General features: G+C 59.4%; 12 protein-coding genes. 5 read left to right on the top strand and 7 right to left on the bottom strand.

The window, feature by feature from the left end:
• Nucleotides 1-7: 7 nt before the first annotated feature.
• The 5 genes from I6E74_RS13570 to I6E74_RS13550 form a co-directional block, all read right to left on the bottom strand.
• Nucleotides 8-5,917 (bottom strand): Ig-like domain-containing protein, encoded by a 5,910-nt coding sequence (locus I6E74_RS13570; RefSeq protein ID WP_197126616.1) that lies wholly within the window; start codon nucleotides 5,915-5,917, stop codon nucleotides 8-10.
• A gap of 12 nt (nucleotides 5,918-5,929) precedes the next feature.
• Nucleotides 5,930-7,357, bottom strand: coding sequence for a serine/threonine-protein kinase (locus I6E74_RS13565; RefSeq protein ID WP_197126613.1), 1,428 nt, complete (start codon nucleotides 7,355-7,357; stop codon nucleotides 5,930-5,932).
• Between the two features lie 120 nt (nucleotides 7,358-7,477).
• Nucleotides 7,478-8,272, bottom strand: coding sequence for a PP2C family serine/threonine-protein phosphatase (locus I6E74_RS13560; RefSeq protein WP_197126604.1), 795 nt, complete (start codon nucleotides 8,270-8,272; stop codon nucleotides 7,478-7,480).
• A gap of 19 nt (nucleotides 8,273-8,291) precedes the next feature.
• Nucleotides 8,292-8,909, bottom strand: coding sequence for an FHA domain-containing protein (locus I6E74_RS14795; protein WP_197126603.1), 618 nt, complete (start codon nucleotides 8,907-8,909; stop codon nucleotides 8,292-8,294).
• A 43-nt stretch (nucleotides 8,910-8,952) separates the two neighbouring features.
• Nucleotides 8,953-10,389 (bottom strand): aminobutyraldehyde dehydrogenase, encoded by a 1,437-nt coding sequence (locus I6E74_RS13550; protein ID WP_197126601.1) that lies wholly within the window; start codon nucleotides 10,387-10,389, stop codon nucleotides 8,953-8,955.
• 122 nt (nucleotides 10,390-10,511) lie between these two features.
• On the opposite strand from I6E74_RS13550, the gene I6E74_RS13545 reads away from it, so the two are divergent.
• The 5 genes from I6E74_RS13545 (at nucleotide 10,512) to I6E74_RS13525 (ending at nucleotide 14,710) form a co-directional block, all read left to right on the top strand.
• Nucleotides 10,512-10,994, top strand: coding sequence for an Lrp/AsnC family transcriptional regulator (locus I6E74_RS13545; RefSeq protein ID WP_197108937.1), 483 nt, complete (start codon nucleotides 10,512-10,514; stop codon nucleotides 10,992-10,994).
• 33 nt (nucleotides 10,995-11,027) lie between these two features.
• On the top strand, nucleotides 11,028-12,410 hold the full coding sequence (locus I6E74_RS13540) for an aspartate aminotransferase family protein (RefSeq protein ID WP_197126599.1): 1,383 nt from the start codon (nucleotides 11,028-11,030) through the stop codon (nucleotides 12,408-12,410).
• A 55-nt stretch (nucleotides 12,411-12,465) separates the two neighbouring features.
• Nucleotides 12,466-13,518 carry a hypothetical protein gene (locus tag I6E74_RS13535; protein ID WP_231605072.1) on the top strand — a complete coding sequence of 351 codons (1,053 nt, stop codon included), beginning with the start codon at nucleotides 12,466-12,468 and terminating at the stop codon, nucleotides 13,516-13,518.
• Between the two features lie 92 nt (nucleotides 13,519-13,610).
• On the top strand, nucleotides 13,611-14,123 hold the full coding sequence (locus I6E74_RS13530; RefSeq protein WP_197126596.1) for a methylated-DNA--[protein]-cysteine S-methyltransferase: 513 nt from the start codon (nucleotides 13,611-13,613) through the stop codon (nucleotides 14,121-14,123).
• The gene (locus I6E74_RS13525) at nucleotides 14,120-14,710 is read left to right on the top strand and encodes a DNA-3-methyladenine glycosylase I (protein WP_197126594.1); all 591 of its coding nucleotides are present in this window, start codon (nucleotides 14,120-14,122) and stop codon (nucleotides 14,708-14,710) included. Before I6E74_RS13530 ends, I6E74_RS13525 begins: the two co-directional genes overlap by 4 nt.
• A gap of 17 nt (nucleotides 14,711-14,727) precedes the next feature.
• On the opposite strand, the gene I6E74_RS13520 is transcribed toward I6E74_RS13525, so the two are convergent.
• Together I6E74_RS13520 and I6E74_RS13515 are read right to left on the bottom strand one after the other, a co-directional pair.
• Nucleotides 14,728-15,477 (bottom strand): YaaA family protein, encoded by a 750-nt coding sequence (locus I6E74_RS13520; RefSeq protein ID WP_197126592.1) that lies wholly within the window; start codon nucleotides 15,475-15,477, stop codon nucleotides 14,728-14,730.
• Nucleotides 15,474-15,995, bottom strand: a complete 522-nt coding sequence (locus tag I6E74_RS13515; protein WP_197126589.1) for an ATP-binding protein — start codon at nucleotides 15,993-15,995, stop codon at nucleotides 15,474-15,476. Before I6E74_RS13515 ends, I6E74_RS13520 begins: the two co-directional genes overlap by 4 nt.
• Between the last annotated feature and the right edge of the window lie 4 nt (nucleotides 15,996-15,999).

Here is a 15,999-nt window from a genome sequence, read left to right as displayed (position 1 = left end):
CGCACCTCTAGTCATAGTCATATCCGTTATAAGTTCTCTCGTAGATCTGCCCACCGTTGGCAACTACACGAACGACGAGGGTCGGGTTTGCCAGCAGAAGCACCACATCAGCGTGACAGCTTCCCCCAGGAACGGTGGTGTCTGCCGTCTGCCATGGTCCCAGGGTGAGTCCACCGCAGCGGTAGCGCACGCTCTCGTAGGTTCCGCTTGGCCAGTCGAGCCAAGCGAAGGTCCCGCTGTCGTTCAGCACGTCATTGTCTGAGGTAAAGGTCAAGCCTGCTACTGACGGGTTCACCGGAACCCCGAGAGCGAAGGGTGCCGACCACTCGGGCTGGCAGATGGGTCCTGAACCGTAGCTACGGCATGCGCGCACCTCAACGGAGATATCTTGACCGTACTGCTGGCCACCATCCGCGGTGAGGAAGGAGCCGAGAGCTACTGGCCCGTAGATGGTTCCAGGAACGCTGCCACCGCTGAGCCGGTAGTACAGGGTGTAGTCGCTGTTGAGCGTGTCAGAGCCCATCGCTCCCCCGTTAACGGTGAAGTCGAAGCGGTTTCCGTTAGCCACCGGACCGGCGGTGCTGAGCGCTGTGACGACTGCCGGCGGGGTATGAGCAACGACGGTGGGCGATGCCGCGCAACCCTGACCGTTGTAGGCGAATACCACCATCGTGTAGGTGCGGTTAGGTGTGAGCCCGTTGAACGTCGCTGACGTGCTCGAGCCAACCGACGCTAGCTTTGCACCGTTGCCAGTGATCGATCCGTTCGCTGAACAGGTTGGCTCGGTGCCGGTGTAGGCAGCTGCTGTGTAGGCGGTTACCGGGCGCCCGTTCTCGTTGAACGCACCGGGCCACGTGAGTCCGGCGGTCGTGTCGTTGACAACAGTGGCGACAGGCGCAGCGAGAGCGATAGGCGGGCCAGCGGGAATGGCGCTACGCGGTTCGCTCGTGTTCCACACTGAGAGCGCTGTGTAAGCGGCATTTCGAGGGCTCACGGTGTACGTCACGGCTACACCGTTATCGAGAACCCACGATGATGGAGTCTCCCAGGTGCAGGTCGTGTCGTCGCACTGAGCTAGGCCGAGCGTGGTTTCGAAACCACCGACGGCAATGCGATAGCGGTCAACAGCGGAACCACCGGCCGGTGTGGGCACCGCATTCCATGTCAACCGAAGCCCGTGATCAAGTGGCGATGCGCTGAGCGATGTTGGCGCTACCGGAATGATGTCCGACCAGACCGAGTCAGCGAGAGTAACGGGCTCCGATTCGCCAATGGCGTTGATCGCCACAACAGTGACCTTGACCGAGTTGGTCGGGCCGTTTCCGGTCGTCGGAATCGCGCACGTAGTTCCGGCACAGTCGGTTGTGTTGACCAGGACACCAGCGGACTTCGTCGTCACCCTATACGAGGTAATGGCGGAGTTGTTCGCTGGCCCGGCGTTCCAACGCATCATGATGGTCTTGTCACCAAAGCCACTCGGCCCGAGGTTGGATACCGGGTCTGGTGTGTCCTGAACCGAGATTACAACGGTGCCCCAGACATACCGCGTCTCATCGTTGGTGGCATCCGCGACGCGATATTGAAGGTTCACGTCACCAGGCGCTGCTTCGCTGGAGACGGTGACGGTGAGTGTGCTGTTGTCATTGCTCGGGACGATCGAGATCCCTGCAGGAATAGCTCCCCCGCCAAGTCCACGGATATCGACCACTCGCAGCGGTGCCCCCGGGAACGGGTTCGTAGACGCATCGTTTGCAAGCACATCAACGACAGTGGTCTCGCCACGTTTCACGATGGCGAGGTCCGCGGCCGGGCTCGCGAGCGGGCGCGTCGACGGTACGACGTTCAGCTCGATCCGGCCAGATTTACCTTCGGAGAGATCATCGCGAACGCCGAGAGATATCGAGGTTCGTGTGCCCTTGAACGCACTGTTGTTGGCCCGAAGCATCAACGTTGTGCCTTCGAGCGAATACGTGAAGCCTTCCGGCAACGGGCTCAACACCGAGTAAGCGAGCTCGTCGAGGTCGTCAGGGTATGGGTAGGTGGTCAGCTTGAGGAGGTCGATCTCTTTCTCTTGGCCAGGTTCAAAATCGATTACAGCGCCGCCAAACACGGGAGCCTGGTTGTCGCGAGGGAGCACGTCGATAGGCAGCACCAAAATAGCGGTACGGCCCTCAGGGTCAGATGCCGAGCTACCATCCGTTACTTCGAAGGATATGGATGCCGGCCCAAAGTAGTTCTCTGCCGATGTGAAAACGAGAGTGTCCTCGTCACGCACGAGATCAGTGCCATCGCTGTGAGTGGCGAGTACGGTGCTGGAGTCGGTGAGGCGCACAGGCTTATCGCCGACGGCGATGATGTAGTCGTTGAGGTCGATCACGAGCGTGCTCTCGCTATTGATACTCAGTTTGGGGGCGCGGCGGTCGATTTGCGGCAGGGCGTCGTTGTATCCCGGAACCTTGATAAACGCGTAGCTGAAGACGGTGGGGTCGGCGGGGTTCGTGACGCGGAACGGGATGATTTGTCCCACATCCCCCACCGAGACCTCGATCTGCTTGTCTGGCGTCACTCGAGCGGCGTCGCCATACCCGGGGTAGATACCCAGCGTGAGAGTTCCGGGGTCACCGTCGGCAAAGAACACTCCCGAGAGCACATCGACGGTAACGCGGTTGCGATCCAATACGTCCGAAAGGGTCAAGACGCTATCGGTGGCGATCGGGTAAGCAGGTTTAGCCTCGGGGTCGACAGTGACCCGAATGAAGTTTTGGCTCGAACCGCCCGTCTCGTTTTCGATGACGTAGATGATGCCGTAGTCACCCGGTTCTTCTGGTGGAGTGACTTTCACCACGTCCCCATCAATTTCTGCGACAGTGTTGGGATCGTTGGGTTCCACTGACACCACCGACAGCGGGCTACCGTCGGGATCGGAGTCGTTGGCGAGAACCTGCACCGAGACGGTAATTCCCGGTTTGACTGTCACTTCGTCGATGATCGCAACGGGGTTGCGGGCGCCATCAAGTCGCGGGCTAATTCCGATGTTGATCTCGCCGTTTGCACGCGCACCAAGTGAGTCGATCAGCGTGTAGCTGAAGGTGTCGGTTCCGGCCGAGTACTCACCGGCTTGGTAAACGAAGGTATTGGATTCCACATCGATGACGGCACCCTTGCTCGGGTTCGTTGCCTGACCGAGCAACTGTACCGAGTCCCCGTCGGGGTCGGCCGATGTCAACGGAATCTGCACCCGCACGGTGTCACCGGCCAGCACGCGGGCCGTGACCGTCGGTGGCACGGGAGGATTATTGCTGGAGGCGTCGAGTTCACGCACGGCGATATTCACGATTGCGGTTGCTGATTGCCCATCGGGGCCAGCGACTTGATATGCGGCCGTGAAGTTTCCCGTGCGATCAGGGGCAAGGTAGCGCAGCACGTCGCCCGAAGCAAAGAGCAGTCCCGAGTCGTCGGGGAGATCTTGCGCCAGCTTTGGCACCAGAGTCAGTTCAAGCCCGTCAGGGTGTTCGTCATTGTCGAGAACACTGATGTCGATGGCTTGTCCCACGCGAACCGTCACGGAATCATCGTTAGCGATGGGGGCTTGAAGTTGAGACGGAGCCGCAATTTCAACGACGGTAATAACGCCGATGGCATCCGCGAGCCCGTTGCTGATGCGGTAGTTGAAACTCACTGGCCCATCATCGAGCGGGGCTTCCAAGCTCACACGAACGAGTCGTTGTTCCAAGATTTCCGCGCGCACGCCTGAGCTCACGGGGAGGTTCATGATTTCGGTGACGAGAAGCACACCACCGGCCGGGTCAACGTCAGTGCCGGCGACATCGATGCGTTCGTTCTGAAGCGTTTGAACAAAGACAGTCTTGGGAACGGTGATCGGCGAAGTGTTGGCATCGGGTGGAGACACCACGTCAATTCGCACGATTGCCGTGTAGGTGAGATTGCCATCCGTGACGACGTATTCGAGGTTGTAGCTGCGAATCTCATCGCTTTGGAACCGGAAGGTTCCCGTTTCATAACTGGGCAGGATTTGAGCGCCGGTCTTCGCGGGAACGCTATTGAGGCGGATGTTGCCGTTGCCACCGCGCACATGGCTCAGCGGCGAAACGGTGATTTCTTTGCCGGCATACGCAAGCACAACGAAGGGATCAGCTTCGATGGGGACTTCGCCCGCCGGTTTCACTGAGACGGAGACACCGCCCGAACTTTCGCTTGTGCCATCCGACACGACGAGGGTGACGACTTTAAGCTCTCCGCCAGCACCGGAGTCTGAGAAGACTAGATCTCCCCCGGGCTTGTAGCTGACAGCATCGGGAGCCGCAACAGAGGCACTAGTCAGGTAGAAGGGATCGCCATCTGGGTCGACCCAATCACCCAAGATCTGGTTCGATACACGGCCGCCAGCTTGCACCGTAAGCTTCGTCGACCGCACTTGTTCTGGCGGCGAGTTCTCGGAGTCCAAGCGAATCTCAACCGTCACGGTCGCACTGGCGGTGCCACCGCGACCATCGCTCACGGTGTAGTTGAAGCTCACTTGACCGCTGGCCCCGGCTTCGAGAGTGATTTGAATCTGTTGACGCTCGTTGATGCGATCGATTCGCCCGATGCTGGCATCAATGGTCGGCAGTTCCTCGACAACCAGCACGTCACCATTGGGATCGTAGTCGTTGAGCAAAATGGGCAATACGGTCGCTCGCCCAGGGCGAGCCCCAAAGCTGTCGTCTACTGCAACCGGCGGTTGCTGCACGCTGTCGACTTCAGGCTCGACATCGAGAAGGTTCTGCTCGACCTCAGGCTCCTCATCTTCTGCGGTGATGAGTTGGTTCCAGTTGTCAATCAACTCGCCGGAGCTTTGCACCGCCCACGTGCGGCCGGTAAGGCGGTCGTTGAGCACGGCACGCGATCCGTTGACCGAGTAAGAGAGCTGAGCGTTCGCTTCCATCTCACTCAGTTGCAGCATGACGCCTTCACCGGCATCACTCGGGCAGCGACGCCAGTTCTCGCCACTTGTCCACGCCGCGAACTCGCAATCGCCCAAGCGCAGCGGAGCTGCCGCAACACCGGACTGGCCAGTGGCGAGGCCGACTGCGGCAGCGCCGCTGAGCGGAACGCTAATAACGCCTTGGCTGTAACCGATGAGCACGCGCTCACCGCCGACAGACGGAAGCTGCACTACGGTGCCGTTTCCCCCGTCGACAAGGCCGGTGAGGTCAACTGTGCGGCCGTCCATGTACAGCAATTCGGTATCCGAATCGAGAACGGCCCACTGGCCAGCCACTGAAGTGATGCTGAGCTCAGCATTGGGGTCGAGCTCAAGGCTCACGCTTGACTCAGCGGTGTCGGAAATCGCCGCATTCACGCGGAAAAGTTGGCTCGTTGACGGCGAATACGCGAAAAGCAACCCGTCGTCGTCAACGCTGACAATTGCGTCAGCACCCAGACTCAAGGATGCCGGTGATTCCGCGTCGAAATTGAGGAAGTCCTCGTAGGACCGAATCCAGAGTTCGCCCGTGCCATGTTCGAGAACAACAACGTTGTCCCCGGCGAAGTACACCTCGGGCTGGTTGGGCGGAAGAGCGACGCTCTCTTCGATCTCCGACACCGCCGGATCGACTACATCGATTGCACTTTCCGAGCGGTCAAACAGCAACACGCTATCGCCTTGTTGAATGACTTCTAGATCAGCACTTTGTGCACTTACAACAGAGTTGATCTCGAGAACTTCCGTGCTTGCGCGCCCGATTGCCTGCTCTTGATTATTCGCGACCCAGACGGCACCGTCTGCCAAGTCCACTTGTTGGGCGGTATAGCCGGTCGAAACAATGGCGACCGTGGCGACTAGCGCCACGATCGCAGAAACACTCACCGCACCGGTCACTGTTGAACGACGCGCCTTACCCCAGCGCTTAATCACGGCTACCCATCATTACTGCAACACCGCACACTTCTGCGCGCTCGCTGCACCAGATTTGCCGTCGCGAGTTACCGTTACCGAGATACAGACGTTCTCTCCCGACTCCGCGTCAACCACGAAGCTGGGCTCTAGCTGCTGCACGGGAGGCTGATTGTCTGTCGTAGTGATTTGGTACCGGTCGCCCGGCTCAAGACCGGGGTCGAGCCACGAGAACTCCACGACATCAGTCGAAACCGAAGCGCTGATATCGCTCACGGTCGGGATGTCAGTCGAGCCCGACTGCAATTGGACAAGCGTGACGGTGGCACCGAGAACGACTACGAGAGCTGCAACCGCTACACCGATCCAGGCGATCGTCTGCATGCCGCGGGTACGAGGAATCGGGCTCATCCCTGTCTTGCGGCGAGACATCTTGCCTTCAGCCGCTTCGCTTTCGAACGAGCCAAAGCTGTCATCGATGGCGGCAGGGCGTCGGCGCTTGCGACGCTGTGACGACGTCATCGGCGCGGCCTGACCCGGACGCACTCGCGTGCGGTCTTCAAGCTCAGCGACAGTCGCGAGCGCCCAGTCATCCATGGCAACTTCGATGGCAGTCTGCGAGAGCCCCAATTCGGATTCCACGGCCTGCAGTTCATGCACGAGTTCCAGCACGCTGCCCTGGCGCGCTTCAGGCTTGCGCGACATGGCACGGTTGAGCGCACGCTCCAGGCTCTCGGGCACATCGCTGCGACCGGTCGCGCGTGGCTTTGCGCGGTTGATTCGAGAAATGAGGTCGGTCGACTTGTTCGATTCCCCCGGAACTTCGAAGGGTGAGCGCCCGGCCAAGAGCGAGTACACGGTCGCGGCATAGGACCACAACTCGGACTCAATCGTGCCGGCCGTCTCATCCATCAGCACTTCTGGAGCAGACCACGGGATCGACATACCAACGGCTTCGAGATTTTCAGACTCGCTCAGCGTTGCGGCAATGCCAAAGTCAGACAGCACCGGATGCCCATAAGCGGTCGTCAATATGTTGGACGGCTTAATGTCTCGGTGCAATACGCCCGCACGGTGGGCCGTCTCGATGGCGCTGCCGATCTTGATCGCGATCCGCAGCACTTCGGGCACCGGCAGTCGCTCCATGCGGTAGCGCTGGCTGAGAGTGGAGGAACACAGTTCCATCACCAAATAGGGGCGACCATCAGACGAGACACTCGCCTGGTACACCGTGAGGATTGAGGGGTGCGAACTGAGCTGTGCCATAAGGTTCGCTTCAGCCTGAAACATGAGGCGAACCTGGTCGTTGACGACCTCGCTGAGCATAACCTTGACGGCGACTTGGCGACGCGGCATATTCTGCTCATACAAGAACACATCGGCGAATCCACCGGAGCCCAAAACGTGCACATGTGAGAACCCGGGCAGGGCAGGCGGATCTGAGGGCAGTCTTCGAGCCACAGAAACACCCCTAACATGTCGTCGAGTTCGATCATTCTAAGTGAGGAAAGCACTCACAAATCGGATTCTGCCCCTTGTCTGGGGTCAGATTGTCTGTCCCCAGTATGGAGGACTAGACGACTATGTCGCTGTAGGCACTTCTAACACGTCGATCACAATGGCCGTGATGTTGTCGCGACCGCCGCTGTCGAGTGCGGAATCAATGAGTTCTGTCACAGTTTCCTCCGCCGAATTATGCTGTGCGAAAATCCGTGAAATCTCAACGTCTGAAACCTCGCGGGTGAGGCCGTCCGAGCAGATCAAGAGCCGCTGACCGCGCTGAATCGGAAGTATCCAGAAGTCGGGCGACGGGGTCGCGTTGAAGCCCACTGCGCGAGTGATGATGTTGGCATCAGGATGATCTTCCGCTTCTTCGCGGGAAATCACCCCGGCATCCACAAGATCCTGAACAACCGAGTGGTCTCGCGTGACCTGTACCAGTCGATCGTTCTCGTAGTCGTATACGCGGCTGTCACCGACGTTGAAGACAGCGAAGCTTGCCGATTCGTGGTGCTCTGTGATCACGACGCCGGTGACGGTCGTGCCAACCCCCAACTCGCTGTCTTGAGCGATGAGGCTGATGTAGTCGGTCGCCCGTTCGAGAGCGCGTTCCACGGCGCGAGCAGGCAAAAAATCACCCGTAATCGCGTCGTCGAGCCTCTCCACGACCGCAGCGCTCGCCAAATCGCCAGCGGAGTGACCGCCCATGCCATCGGCCACAGCGAACATGGGAGAACGCGCGACGTAGCTGTCCTCATTTGCGGCGCGCCGATGGCCCGTATGAGTTCCCGCAGCCCACGCAAACGTAAACGTTTGTTGTTCTCGCCCTGGTAGAGCGATGGTGTGCTTCGGGTTGTTGCCGCCGATTTCGGTCACGGCTACCTTCCTGCCCGTTTTACTCCAGACGCCGCCGAGGCAGAATCCGAATAATGTTTCCGTCCCCAATATCCACCAGCGTGCCGGTCGAAACGACCACCGACTCACCCTGACGGAGTTTTCGTGCAGCATTGCCTGGCACTTGAACGATGGAACCGTTCGTTGATCGCAGATCAGTCACGATCACCGAAGCTCCCAATTGTCGCACTTCGACGTGCGTCTCAGAGACTTCGCGCAGCGGAGATTGCACCGCAACCAAGCGTGGCCCAACGCCCTTGACGATGCGCGGCGGTCGTGGATCACGACCGAATACGCACGCGTGCTCAAGTGAATGAGCCTGCCCCGTTCCGTCGAGTTGCACTCGGTAGTACATCGCAGATGACTCGGATGCCGCCGGCGGCGAAGTCTGCTGAGGAGGCTTCACTTGGGCTGCGGCGCGCGCCCGTAATCGCGCCGCCTCCTGAGCGGTGGTCGCTGACGCCTGCTTCGCGTGGGCCTCCACCGGACGCTCGTACGGCTGCACGGTAACCGGTCGACGTCGAGAACTGAGAATGACTGTGTCATCGAGGTCAGGAACGTTCGACCACGCTGTGGGCCGCTGGCCCGCCGTTATCGTGTCATCAAAGTCTTGCCTCACGCCGCAATCTTAGACACGCTTGACGTTTTCTCGTGGGAGCGCGTCACGCTTGTCCGATAAAACTCATCACGTGTTTGATTCGCGTGTAGTCCTCGAAGCCGTAGCTCGAGAGATCTTTGCCATATCCGGAGTGCTTGAAACCGCCGTGGGGCATTTCCGCGACAATCGGAATGTGGGTGTTAATCCACACGCAACCGAAGTCGAGGTGCTTTGCGAATCGCATTGCGCGACCGTGATCGCGAGTCCACACGCTCGAAGCCAAACCGTAGTTGACGTCGTTGGCCCACTCCAGCGCTTGGTTCTCATCCGTGAATTTCTGGACGGTGATGACAGGGCCGAAGATTTCATTCTGCACGGCGGAGTCGTGTTGCTGCAGCCCAGAAACGATCGTGGCTTCGTAGAAGTAGCCCTGGCTGCCTTGGCGCGTGCCTCCGAGCTCGACGTGAGCGTGCGAGGGCAACTCCTCGATCACGCGTGACACTTGAGCAAGCTGGTTCGCGTTGTTGACGGCACCGAAATAGACGTCTTCGTTTGGCGCACCCGTTGTCGCGTTGTCACGCGTCCAGGCTACGAGGGCTGCCACGAATTCGTCGTGTACTTGCTCGTGCACGATCACTCGGGTGGCCGCGGTGCAGTCTTGGCCCGCGTTGAAATAGCCTGCGGCCCCAATTCCGGCGACGGCGGACTCGATGTCGGCATCGTCAAAGACGATGACCGGAGCCTTGCCGCCCAGTTCCAAGTGCACACGCTTGAGATCAACGGATGCTGCCTTAGCGACTTCCATTCCCGCCCGCACCGATCCCGTAATCGACACCATCTGTGGCGTCTTGTGGTCGATCATGAGACCGCCAGTGGTGCGGTCTCCCGTCAGAACATTGAAGACGCCGGCTGGCAGGAACTCCGAGGCGATCTCGGCGAACAGCAGGGTAGCCGAGGGTGTCGTGTCGCTGGGCTTCAGCACCGTCGTGTTGCCTGCGGCGATTGCCGGGGCAACTTTCCAGACGGCCATGTTGAGTGGGTAGTTCCACGGCGCTACTTGACCAATTACGCCGATCGGCTCGCGGCGAATCGATGACGTGTGGTCCTTCATATACTCGGCAGAGGCCATGCCCGAGAGGTGTCGAGACTCTCCCGCAAAGAATCGGATCTGGTCAACGGAGAGCATGATCTCGTCCGCGACGAGACTGGCGCGAGGCTTTCCGGTGTCTTTCGATTCAAGGTCAGCGAATTCGTCGGCGCGTGCTTCCATGGCATCGGCGATGCGGAACAGGGCGAGTTGGCGCTCCGAGGGGGTGGTTTCGCCCCAGGTCTCGAAGGCGGTGGATGCGGCAGCGTAGGCAGCGTCGACGTCGGCCGCCGACGAAACAGGCGACTCTGCGTAGCTGTGTTCAGTCGCGGGGTCGATCACGTCGAAACTGGACTCGGTGCGCGCGGCTACATACTCGCCGTTGATGAAGTTCTTGATTTCTGAAGCGCTCATGCGTCAACGATAGCGAGGGTGTCCTCCGGAATCTACCCGCAGACTGACGGTTTCCGCAGCAAAATCACTATTTTGATTCGGAATCGCTTGCAGAAGCGGGTTTGAACTGACAAAATCGAGGCATGACCACCCCGTCGCGTAGTTCCGCAAACAAGCCTGTGCATCTTGACGACGTTTCAAAGGCCATCATCGAGCAGCTTCAGAACGATGGCCGACGCTCCTACGCTGAGATCGGTAAGGCAGTTGGCCTCAGTGAAGCCGCCGTGCGTCAGCGCGTGCAGAAGCTGACAGACTCCGGCGTCATGCAGGTCGTCGCGGTTACCGACCCCATGCAGCTTGGCTTTTTTCGCCAAGCCATGATTGGCATTCAGGTCTCGGGAGACACAACCGTCGTTGCCGAAACGATCGGAAAACTGCCCGCTGTCGACTATGTCGTTCTCACCGCTGGCAGCTTCGACATCCTCGCCGAAGTGGTCTGCGAAAACGACGACGACTTGATCGACCTTCTCAACCGCGACATTCGCGGGATCGACGGCGTTCGTTCGACGGAAACCTTCGTCTATCTGCGCCTCCACAAGCAGTTCTACAACTGGGGAACACGCTAAGCGTTCCTCACAACCCTCAAGAAAGCGTCAGCCATGTCAGAGTACGACGAAGCCGATCTTCAACAAAAAGCCAAAGACCACCTGTGGATGCACTTTTCTCGCCAATCGGTGATGGAAGACGGTGCCGGGGTTCCCATCATTGTGCGCGGCGAAGGCCACCACATTTATGACAGCAAAGGAAACAAGTACTTCGACGGCTTGAGCGGACTTTTCGTGGTCAATGCTGGCCACGGCCGCAAGCGCCTCGCCGAGGTTGCCGCCAAGCAGGCCGAAGAGCTCGCGTTCTTCCCGATCTGGTCCTACGCGCACCCCAACGCCATCGAATTGGCAGATCGTCTGGCTGGCTACGCGCCCGGCGACCTCAACCGTGTGTTCTTCTCCACCGGCGGCGGCGAAGCCGTTGAGACTGCATTCAAGCTGGCTAAGCAGTACTGGAAGCTGCAGGGCCGTCACACTAAGCACAAAGTAATCTCCCGCGCGGTTGCCTACCACGGCACCCCTCAGGGCGCTCTGGCCATCACCGGCATCCCCGGAATGAAGGAGATGTTTGAGCCTCTCGTTCCTGGTGGCTTCCGCGTGCCGAACACCAACTATTACCGCGCAGAGGAAATGGGCTTCCACGGCACCGAAGAAGAATTCGGACTGTGGGCGGCCAACCGCATCGAAGAAATGATCCTCTTCGAAGGCCCTGAGACTGTTGCAGCCGTATTCCTCGAGCCCGTGCAAAACTCGGGTGGATGCTTCCCGCCTCCCCCCGGCTACTTCCAACGTGTTCGCGAGATCTGTGACGAATACGACGTACTGCTGGTCAGCGACGAAGTCATTTGTGCCTTTGGTCGCCTTGGCCACATGTTTGCGTGCGACGCCTACGACTACGTTCCCGACATGATCACGTGTGCCAAGGGAATGACGAGTGGCTACTCGCCCATCGGCGCCACAATCGTGTCTGACCGCATCTACGAGCCCTTCAAGCACGGCGCTACGACCTTCTACCACGGCTACACCTTCGGCGGACATCCGGTTTCCGCTGCGGTTGCCCTGGAGAACCTCGACATTTTCGAAGAAGAGAAGATCAACGAGCACGTTCGCGAGAACTCACCGAAGTTCCGGGCTGCCCTTGAGCGCCTGCTCGACCTTCCTATCGTCGGCGATGTGCGTGGCGATGGATACTTCTTTGGCATCGAGCTTGTGAAAAATAAGGCGACAAAAGAAACCTTTAACGAGGACGAATCAGAGCGCCTGCTCCGCGGGTTCTTGTCGAAGGCGCTCTACGAAGCCGGCTTGTATTGCCGAGCGGATGACCGTGGCGATCCTGTGATTCAGCTGGCACCACCGCTCACGATCGGACCTGCCGAGTTTGACGAGATAGAATCAATCCTGCGCTCGGTCTTGACCGAAGCATGGAGCCGTCTCTAGAACTCACCAGGTTCGCCCCTCCCTCTGACCCCACGGCTCAGATAGAGTTCTTTTCGTGAGCACTGAGGATAAATCGCTAACGCAGCGTCCCCACGAAAGCGATGCGCGCATTACCGTTGCGCGCGTTATCGCGATCGTGCTCGCTGTCGCGCTCAATCTCGTGGTCATTGCGGGTGGTGTCTGGGCGCTGACCAACCAGCAGCGCATCTCGGATCAGTTCGCGGTGTGGGACTTTGAGCCATCGGCGACGGTGGAAGCGTATGTAACTACCGCTGCCATGTCCGAAGAGGGGCAGTTCCTGTTCTACGCCAGTCATCCCAAGATTGAAACGAACCCGATTTTCAACACCACGTGCTCCAACGTGGAAGAGAATTTCGGCGTGCTCGGGTGCTACTTTCCGAGCAGCAAGTCGATCTTTCTCTTTGATGTGACGGATGAGCGACTCGACGGCATCGAAGAAGTCGTCGCTGCCCACGAAATGTTGCACGCCGCGTGGGATCGCATGTCGAGTGAAGAGCAAGACGCTTTGACTCCCCTACTTGAGGCAGCCGCCGAGAGCATGAAGGATGATCCCGAGTTTGCCACGACCCTTGAGTTCTACGCGAAGACAGAGCCTGGCGAGCGCGCGAACGAACTGCATTCCATCATCGGTACCGAGTTTGCTGATCTCACTCCGGAACTTGAGGCTCACTACGCGACATACTTCACCGACCGTGCCACCGTTGTAGCGCTTCACGAGAAGTCGAACGCTGTCTTCACCGAACAGTTGGAGGCCAGCACGAAACTCGTCGAGCAGCTGGACACTCTTCGCGCGAGCATCGATGACGACTATGCGACCTACAACTCTGGCTATGACCAGCTCAACGACGACATCGACAGCTTCAATTCACGCGCCGATGAGGGCGATTTCAACACCCTCGATCAGTTCAACAGCGAACGCAACGAACTCATAAGTCGTCAGGATTTCCTCAACACTCTCTATGATTCCATCGAAGCGGATGTCGATACCTACGACGACCTGGTGAAGCAGCTTGAGGCGCTCAACACGACGATTAGCGAACTCAACCAGAGCATCAACATCGAGCCGCGCAACGAAGACGGCATCTAACACCTCTCCTCACCAGCATCCCAATTCCTCTCGGAATTGCAATGTCCGAAAATAGCCAGCGGCCCAGAAACAGCACAGCGTACGCTCGACACATGCACACGATCACATCCCCCTCCACAGAGGTCGCGTACCTAATCAGAGTGCCGTCACCTATCGGCCGCATCGAGCTTACGAGCGACGGCGAGCACGTCACAGGGCTCGCCATCGAAAGCTCGGGCGCACTCCCTCACGATCAGCAGCCTGAAGCTTCGTGCGCGGTGCTCGTGCAGGCTGCTCAGCAGCTCGCCGAGTATTTCGCGGGAACGCGTCGATCCTTCGAACTCCCGCTATCCATGATTGGCACCGAGTTTCAGCGTTCGGTGTGGCTCCAGCTCGGTCAGCTCCCCTTCGGCGCTGCAGTGTCATATGCCGACATCGGGCGCGCTACCGGGCGACCGAGTGCGGGCAGAGCCGTCGGCGGCGCTGTCGGAGCCAATCCCATCCCGATCATCGTCCCCTGCCACCGCGTACTGGCTTCAAACCAGCGCATCACCGGCTATAGCGGTGGCGAAGGCGTTCCCACCAAGGTGTGGCTGCTCAAGCACGAGGGGATCGCTCACAAGTGAGCGATCGTGAAGCACTGATTGTCGGCCCCGACGGCCGAGCTCGGTGCAGCTGGGTGGGCGACGACGAGCTGTATCGCAAGTACCACGATGACGAGTGGGGAAATCCGCTGCGCGGCGATCACCGCCTATTCGAGAAGATCATGCTCGAAGCATTCCAGGCTGGGTTGTCGTGGATCACGATCCTGCGTCGGCGCGAGGGCATCCGCGAAGCCTTCGATCAGTTTGATGCGGCAATGATCGCGAACTACGGCGATGACGACGTGGCCCGGCTCCTCGACGATCCGCGCATCATTCGCAATCGCCTCAAAGTCTCCGCCGCCATCACCAACGCGAAAGCGACTCTCGCGCTGACGGAGAACGCCCCGGGCGCCCTCGACACCCTTCTCTGGAGCTTCGCTCCCCCCGCTCGCCATGAACGGCTGCGCACTTTTACTGAAGTACCGGCCATCACCCCCGAGTCCACCGCCATGAGCAAAGCGCTCAAGGCACACGGCTTTCGCTTTGTGGGACCGACGACGATGTACGCGCTCATGCAGTCTGCCGGCATGGTTGATGACCACCTCGAGGGCTGCTGGCGCGTGGCGTAGTCGCAGCGCTGCGTGAGCTATGCGTTCTCCACGACGAGGTCTAGCTCGCCAGGGGCACCATGCTCAAGACGGAAGCCTGCGCCGTTCGCCCAAGTAAGGAGCGAATCGATCGAGTTATGGTCGATTCCCGCTCTGATGAGAGCACGCGCAAAGAGTCCTTTGGACTTTTTGTTGAAGTGACTGAGCGCGACCCGTTTGCCGTCAGCGCCTTCGGTCACCACCCGGAGGTAAATGCTGTCGGCGGATGCAGCACCCAGTTGGGTGTAAGCCTCCGACCGAAAGTCGAGCTGGAGCCCCTCAACCGCGGCAAGCGCCGCAGATACTGGTGCACGCCAGTACCGCTTCAACGGGAGGCCGGGCACCTTTGAATTGTGGGAAAGTCGGTAGGCCGGGATGGGATCTCCCGCGCCGATCGGACCAAACAATGCGGAGTGCACGACCACGCTTTTTTCAGCGAAGGCCCATTCTTCAGGAGTGAGCGACGCGGCATCCAGTCCATCGAAAAGAACACCCGTATAGCGCTTGAGGGCGGGCATCACTGGTGAAGCCTCAAGAGTGCGGTTACGTTCAACCTCGAACAGCTGCTTCGCGCTGATACCTAAAGCCCGCTGCGCTGCGTCAGTATCGCCCGCCAGCTCAATGAGAGCGTGCGACAGCGCATTTCGTTCCTCAGTAAGTTGAGGGAACGAGAGCTGAGTTAAGTCGAGCGCGGCGTTATCGTCTCCCCCGTCACGCTTTGTTTCAGAGGGTGGGAGAAGAATGATCACGCGTCGAGGAACGCGGATGCCCGTTCGACGTTCACGCCGATGGGGCCTGCCGAGTCGAGAGTGATGCGCGCGACAGCGCCGCTCACTCCGCCCCACGGAGAATACTCTTCAACGCTCTGCTCTACTGCGTCACGATCGGGTGCGCCCGCGAGTGCACGCTTCGCAGCGCGTTCCACAAGTCGTTCTTCGTGCACAGCTTCGTCCGAGCACACCACTTCGATGAAGCGGATGCCGGAGCCGGTGCGTTCCGCGAGACTGACCCATTGTTCACGGGCCGGATCTACCGCGTTGACGGCATCGATGATGATGTCATCGTCGTTAAGCAAGACTGATTCTGCTAGCGCCTCAGCCACCAGATAGGCAGCAAGTCCGATGGGTTGTCCGGCACTGATGCCGGCCTTCAGAATTGCTGTCTCGATCTGGTCGACTGAGAGCACGGTGGTCTTGCGCCGGGCGCCCACGACCTCTGCGATCGTGGTTTTTCCTGCGCCCGGCAACCCGGCCATCGCTATAAGCATGATT

This window comes from Salinibacterium sp. SWN139 (assembly GCF_015864625.1).
GTDB lineage: Bacteria > Actinomycetota > Actinomycetes > Actinomycetales > Microbacteriaceae > Rhodoglobus.
The sequence above is the reverse complement of the archived record's forward strand: the minus strand, read 5'-3'. Positions and strand labels throughout refer to the sequence as shown.

Excerpts from the sequence above, each read along its gene's own strand:
- I6E74_RS13545 (WP_197108937.1), top strand. The coding sequence starts at position 10,512 with ATGACCACCCCGTCGCGTAGTTCCGCAAACAAGCCTGTGCATCTTGAC.
- I6E74_RS13540 (WP_197126599.1), top strand. The coding sequence starts at position 11,028 with ATGTCAGAGTACGACGAAGCCGATCTTCAACAAAAAGCCAAAGACCAC.
- I6E74_RS13550 (WP_197126601.1), bottom strand. The coding sequence starts at position 10,389 with ATGAGCGCTTCAGAAATCAAGAACTTCATCAACGGCGAGTATGTAGCC.
- I6E74_RS13515 (WP_197126589.1), bottom strand. The coding sequence starts at position 15,995 with ATGCTTATAGCGATGGCCGGGTTGCCGGGCGCAGGAAAAACCACGATC.
- I6E74_RS13530 (WP_197126596.1), top strand. The coding sequence starts at position 13,611 with ATGCACACGATCACATCCCCCTCCACAGAGGTCGCGTACCTAATCAGA.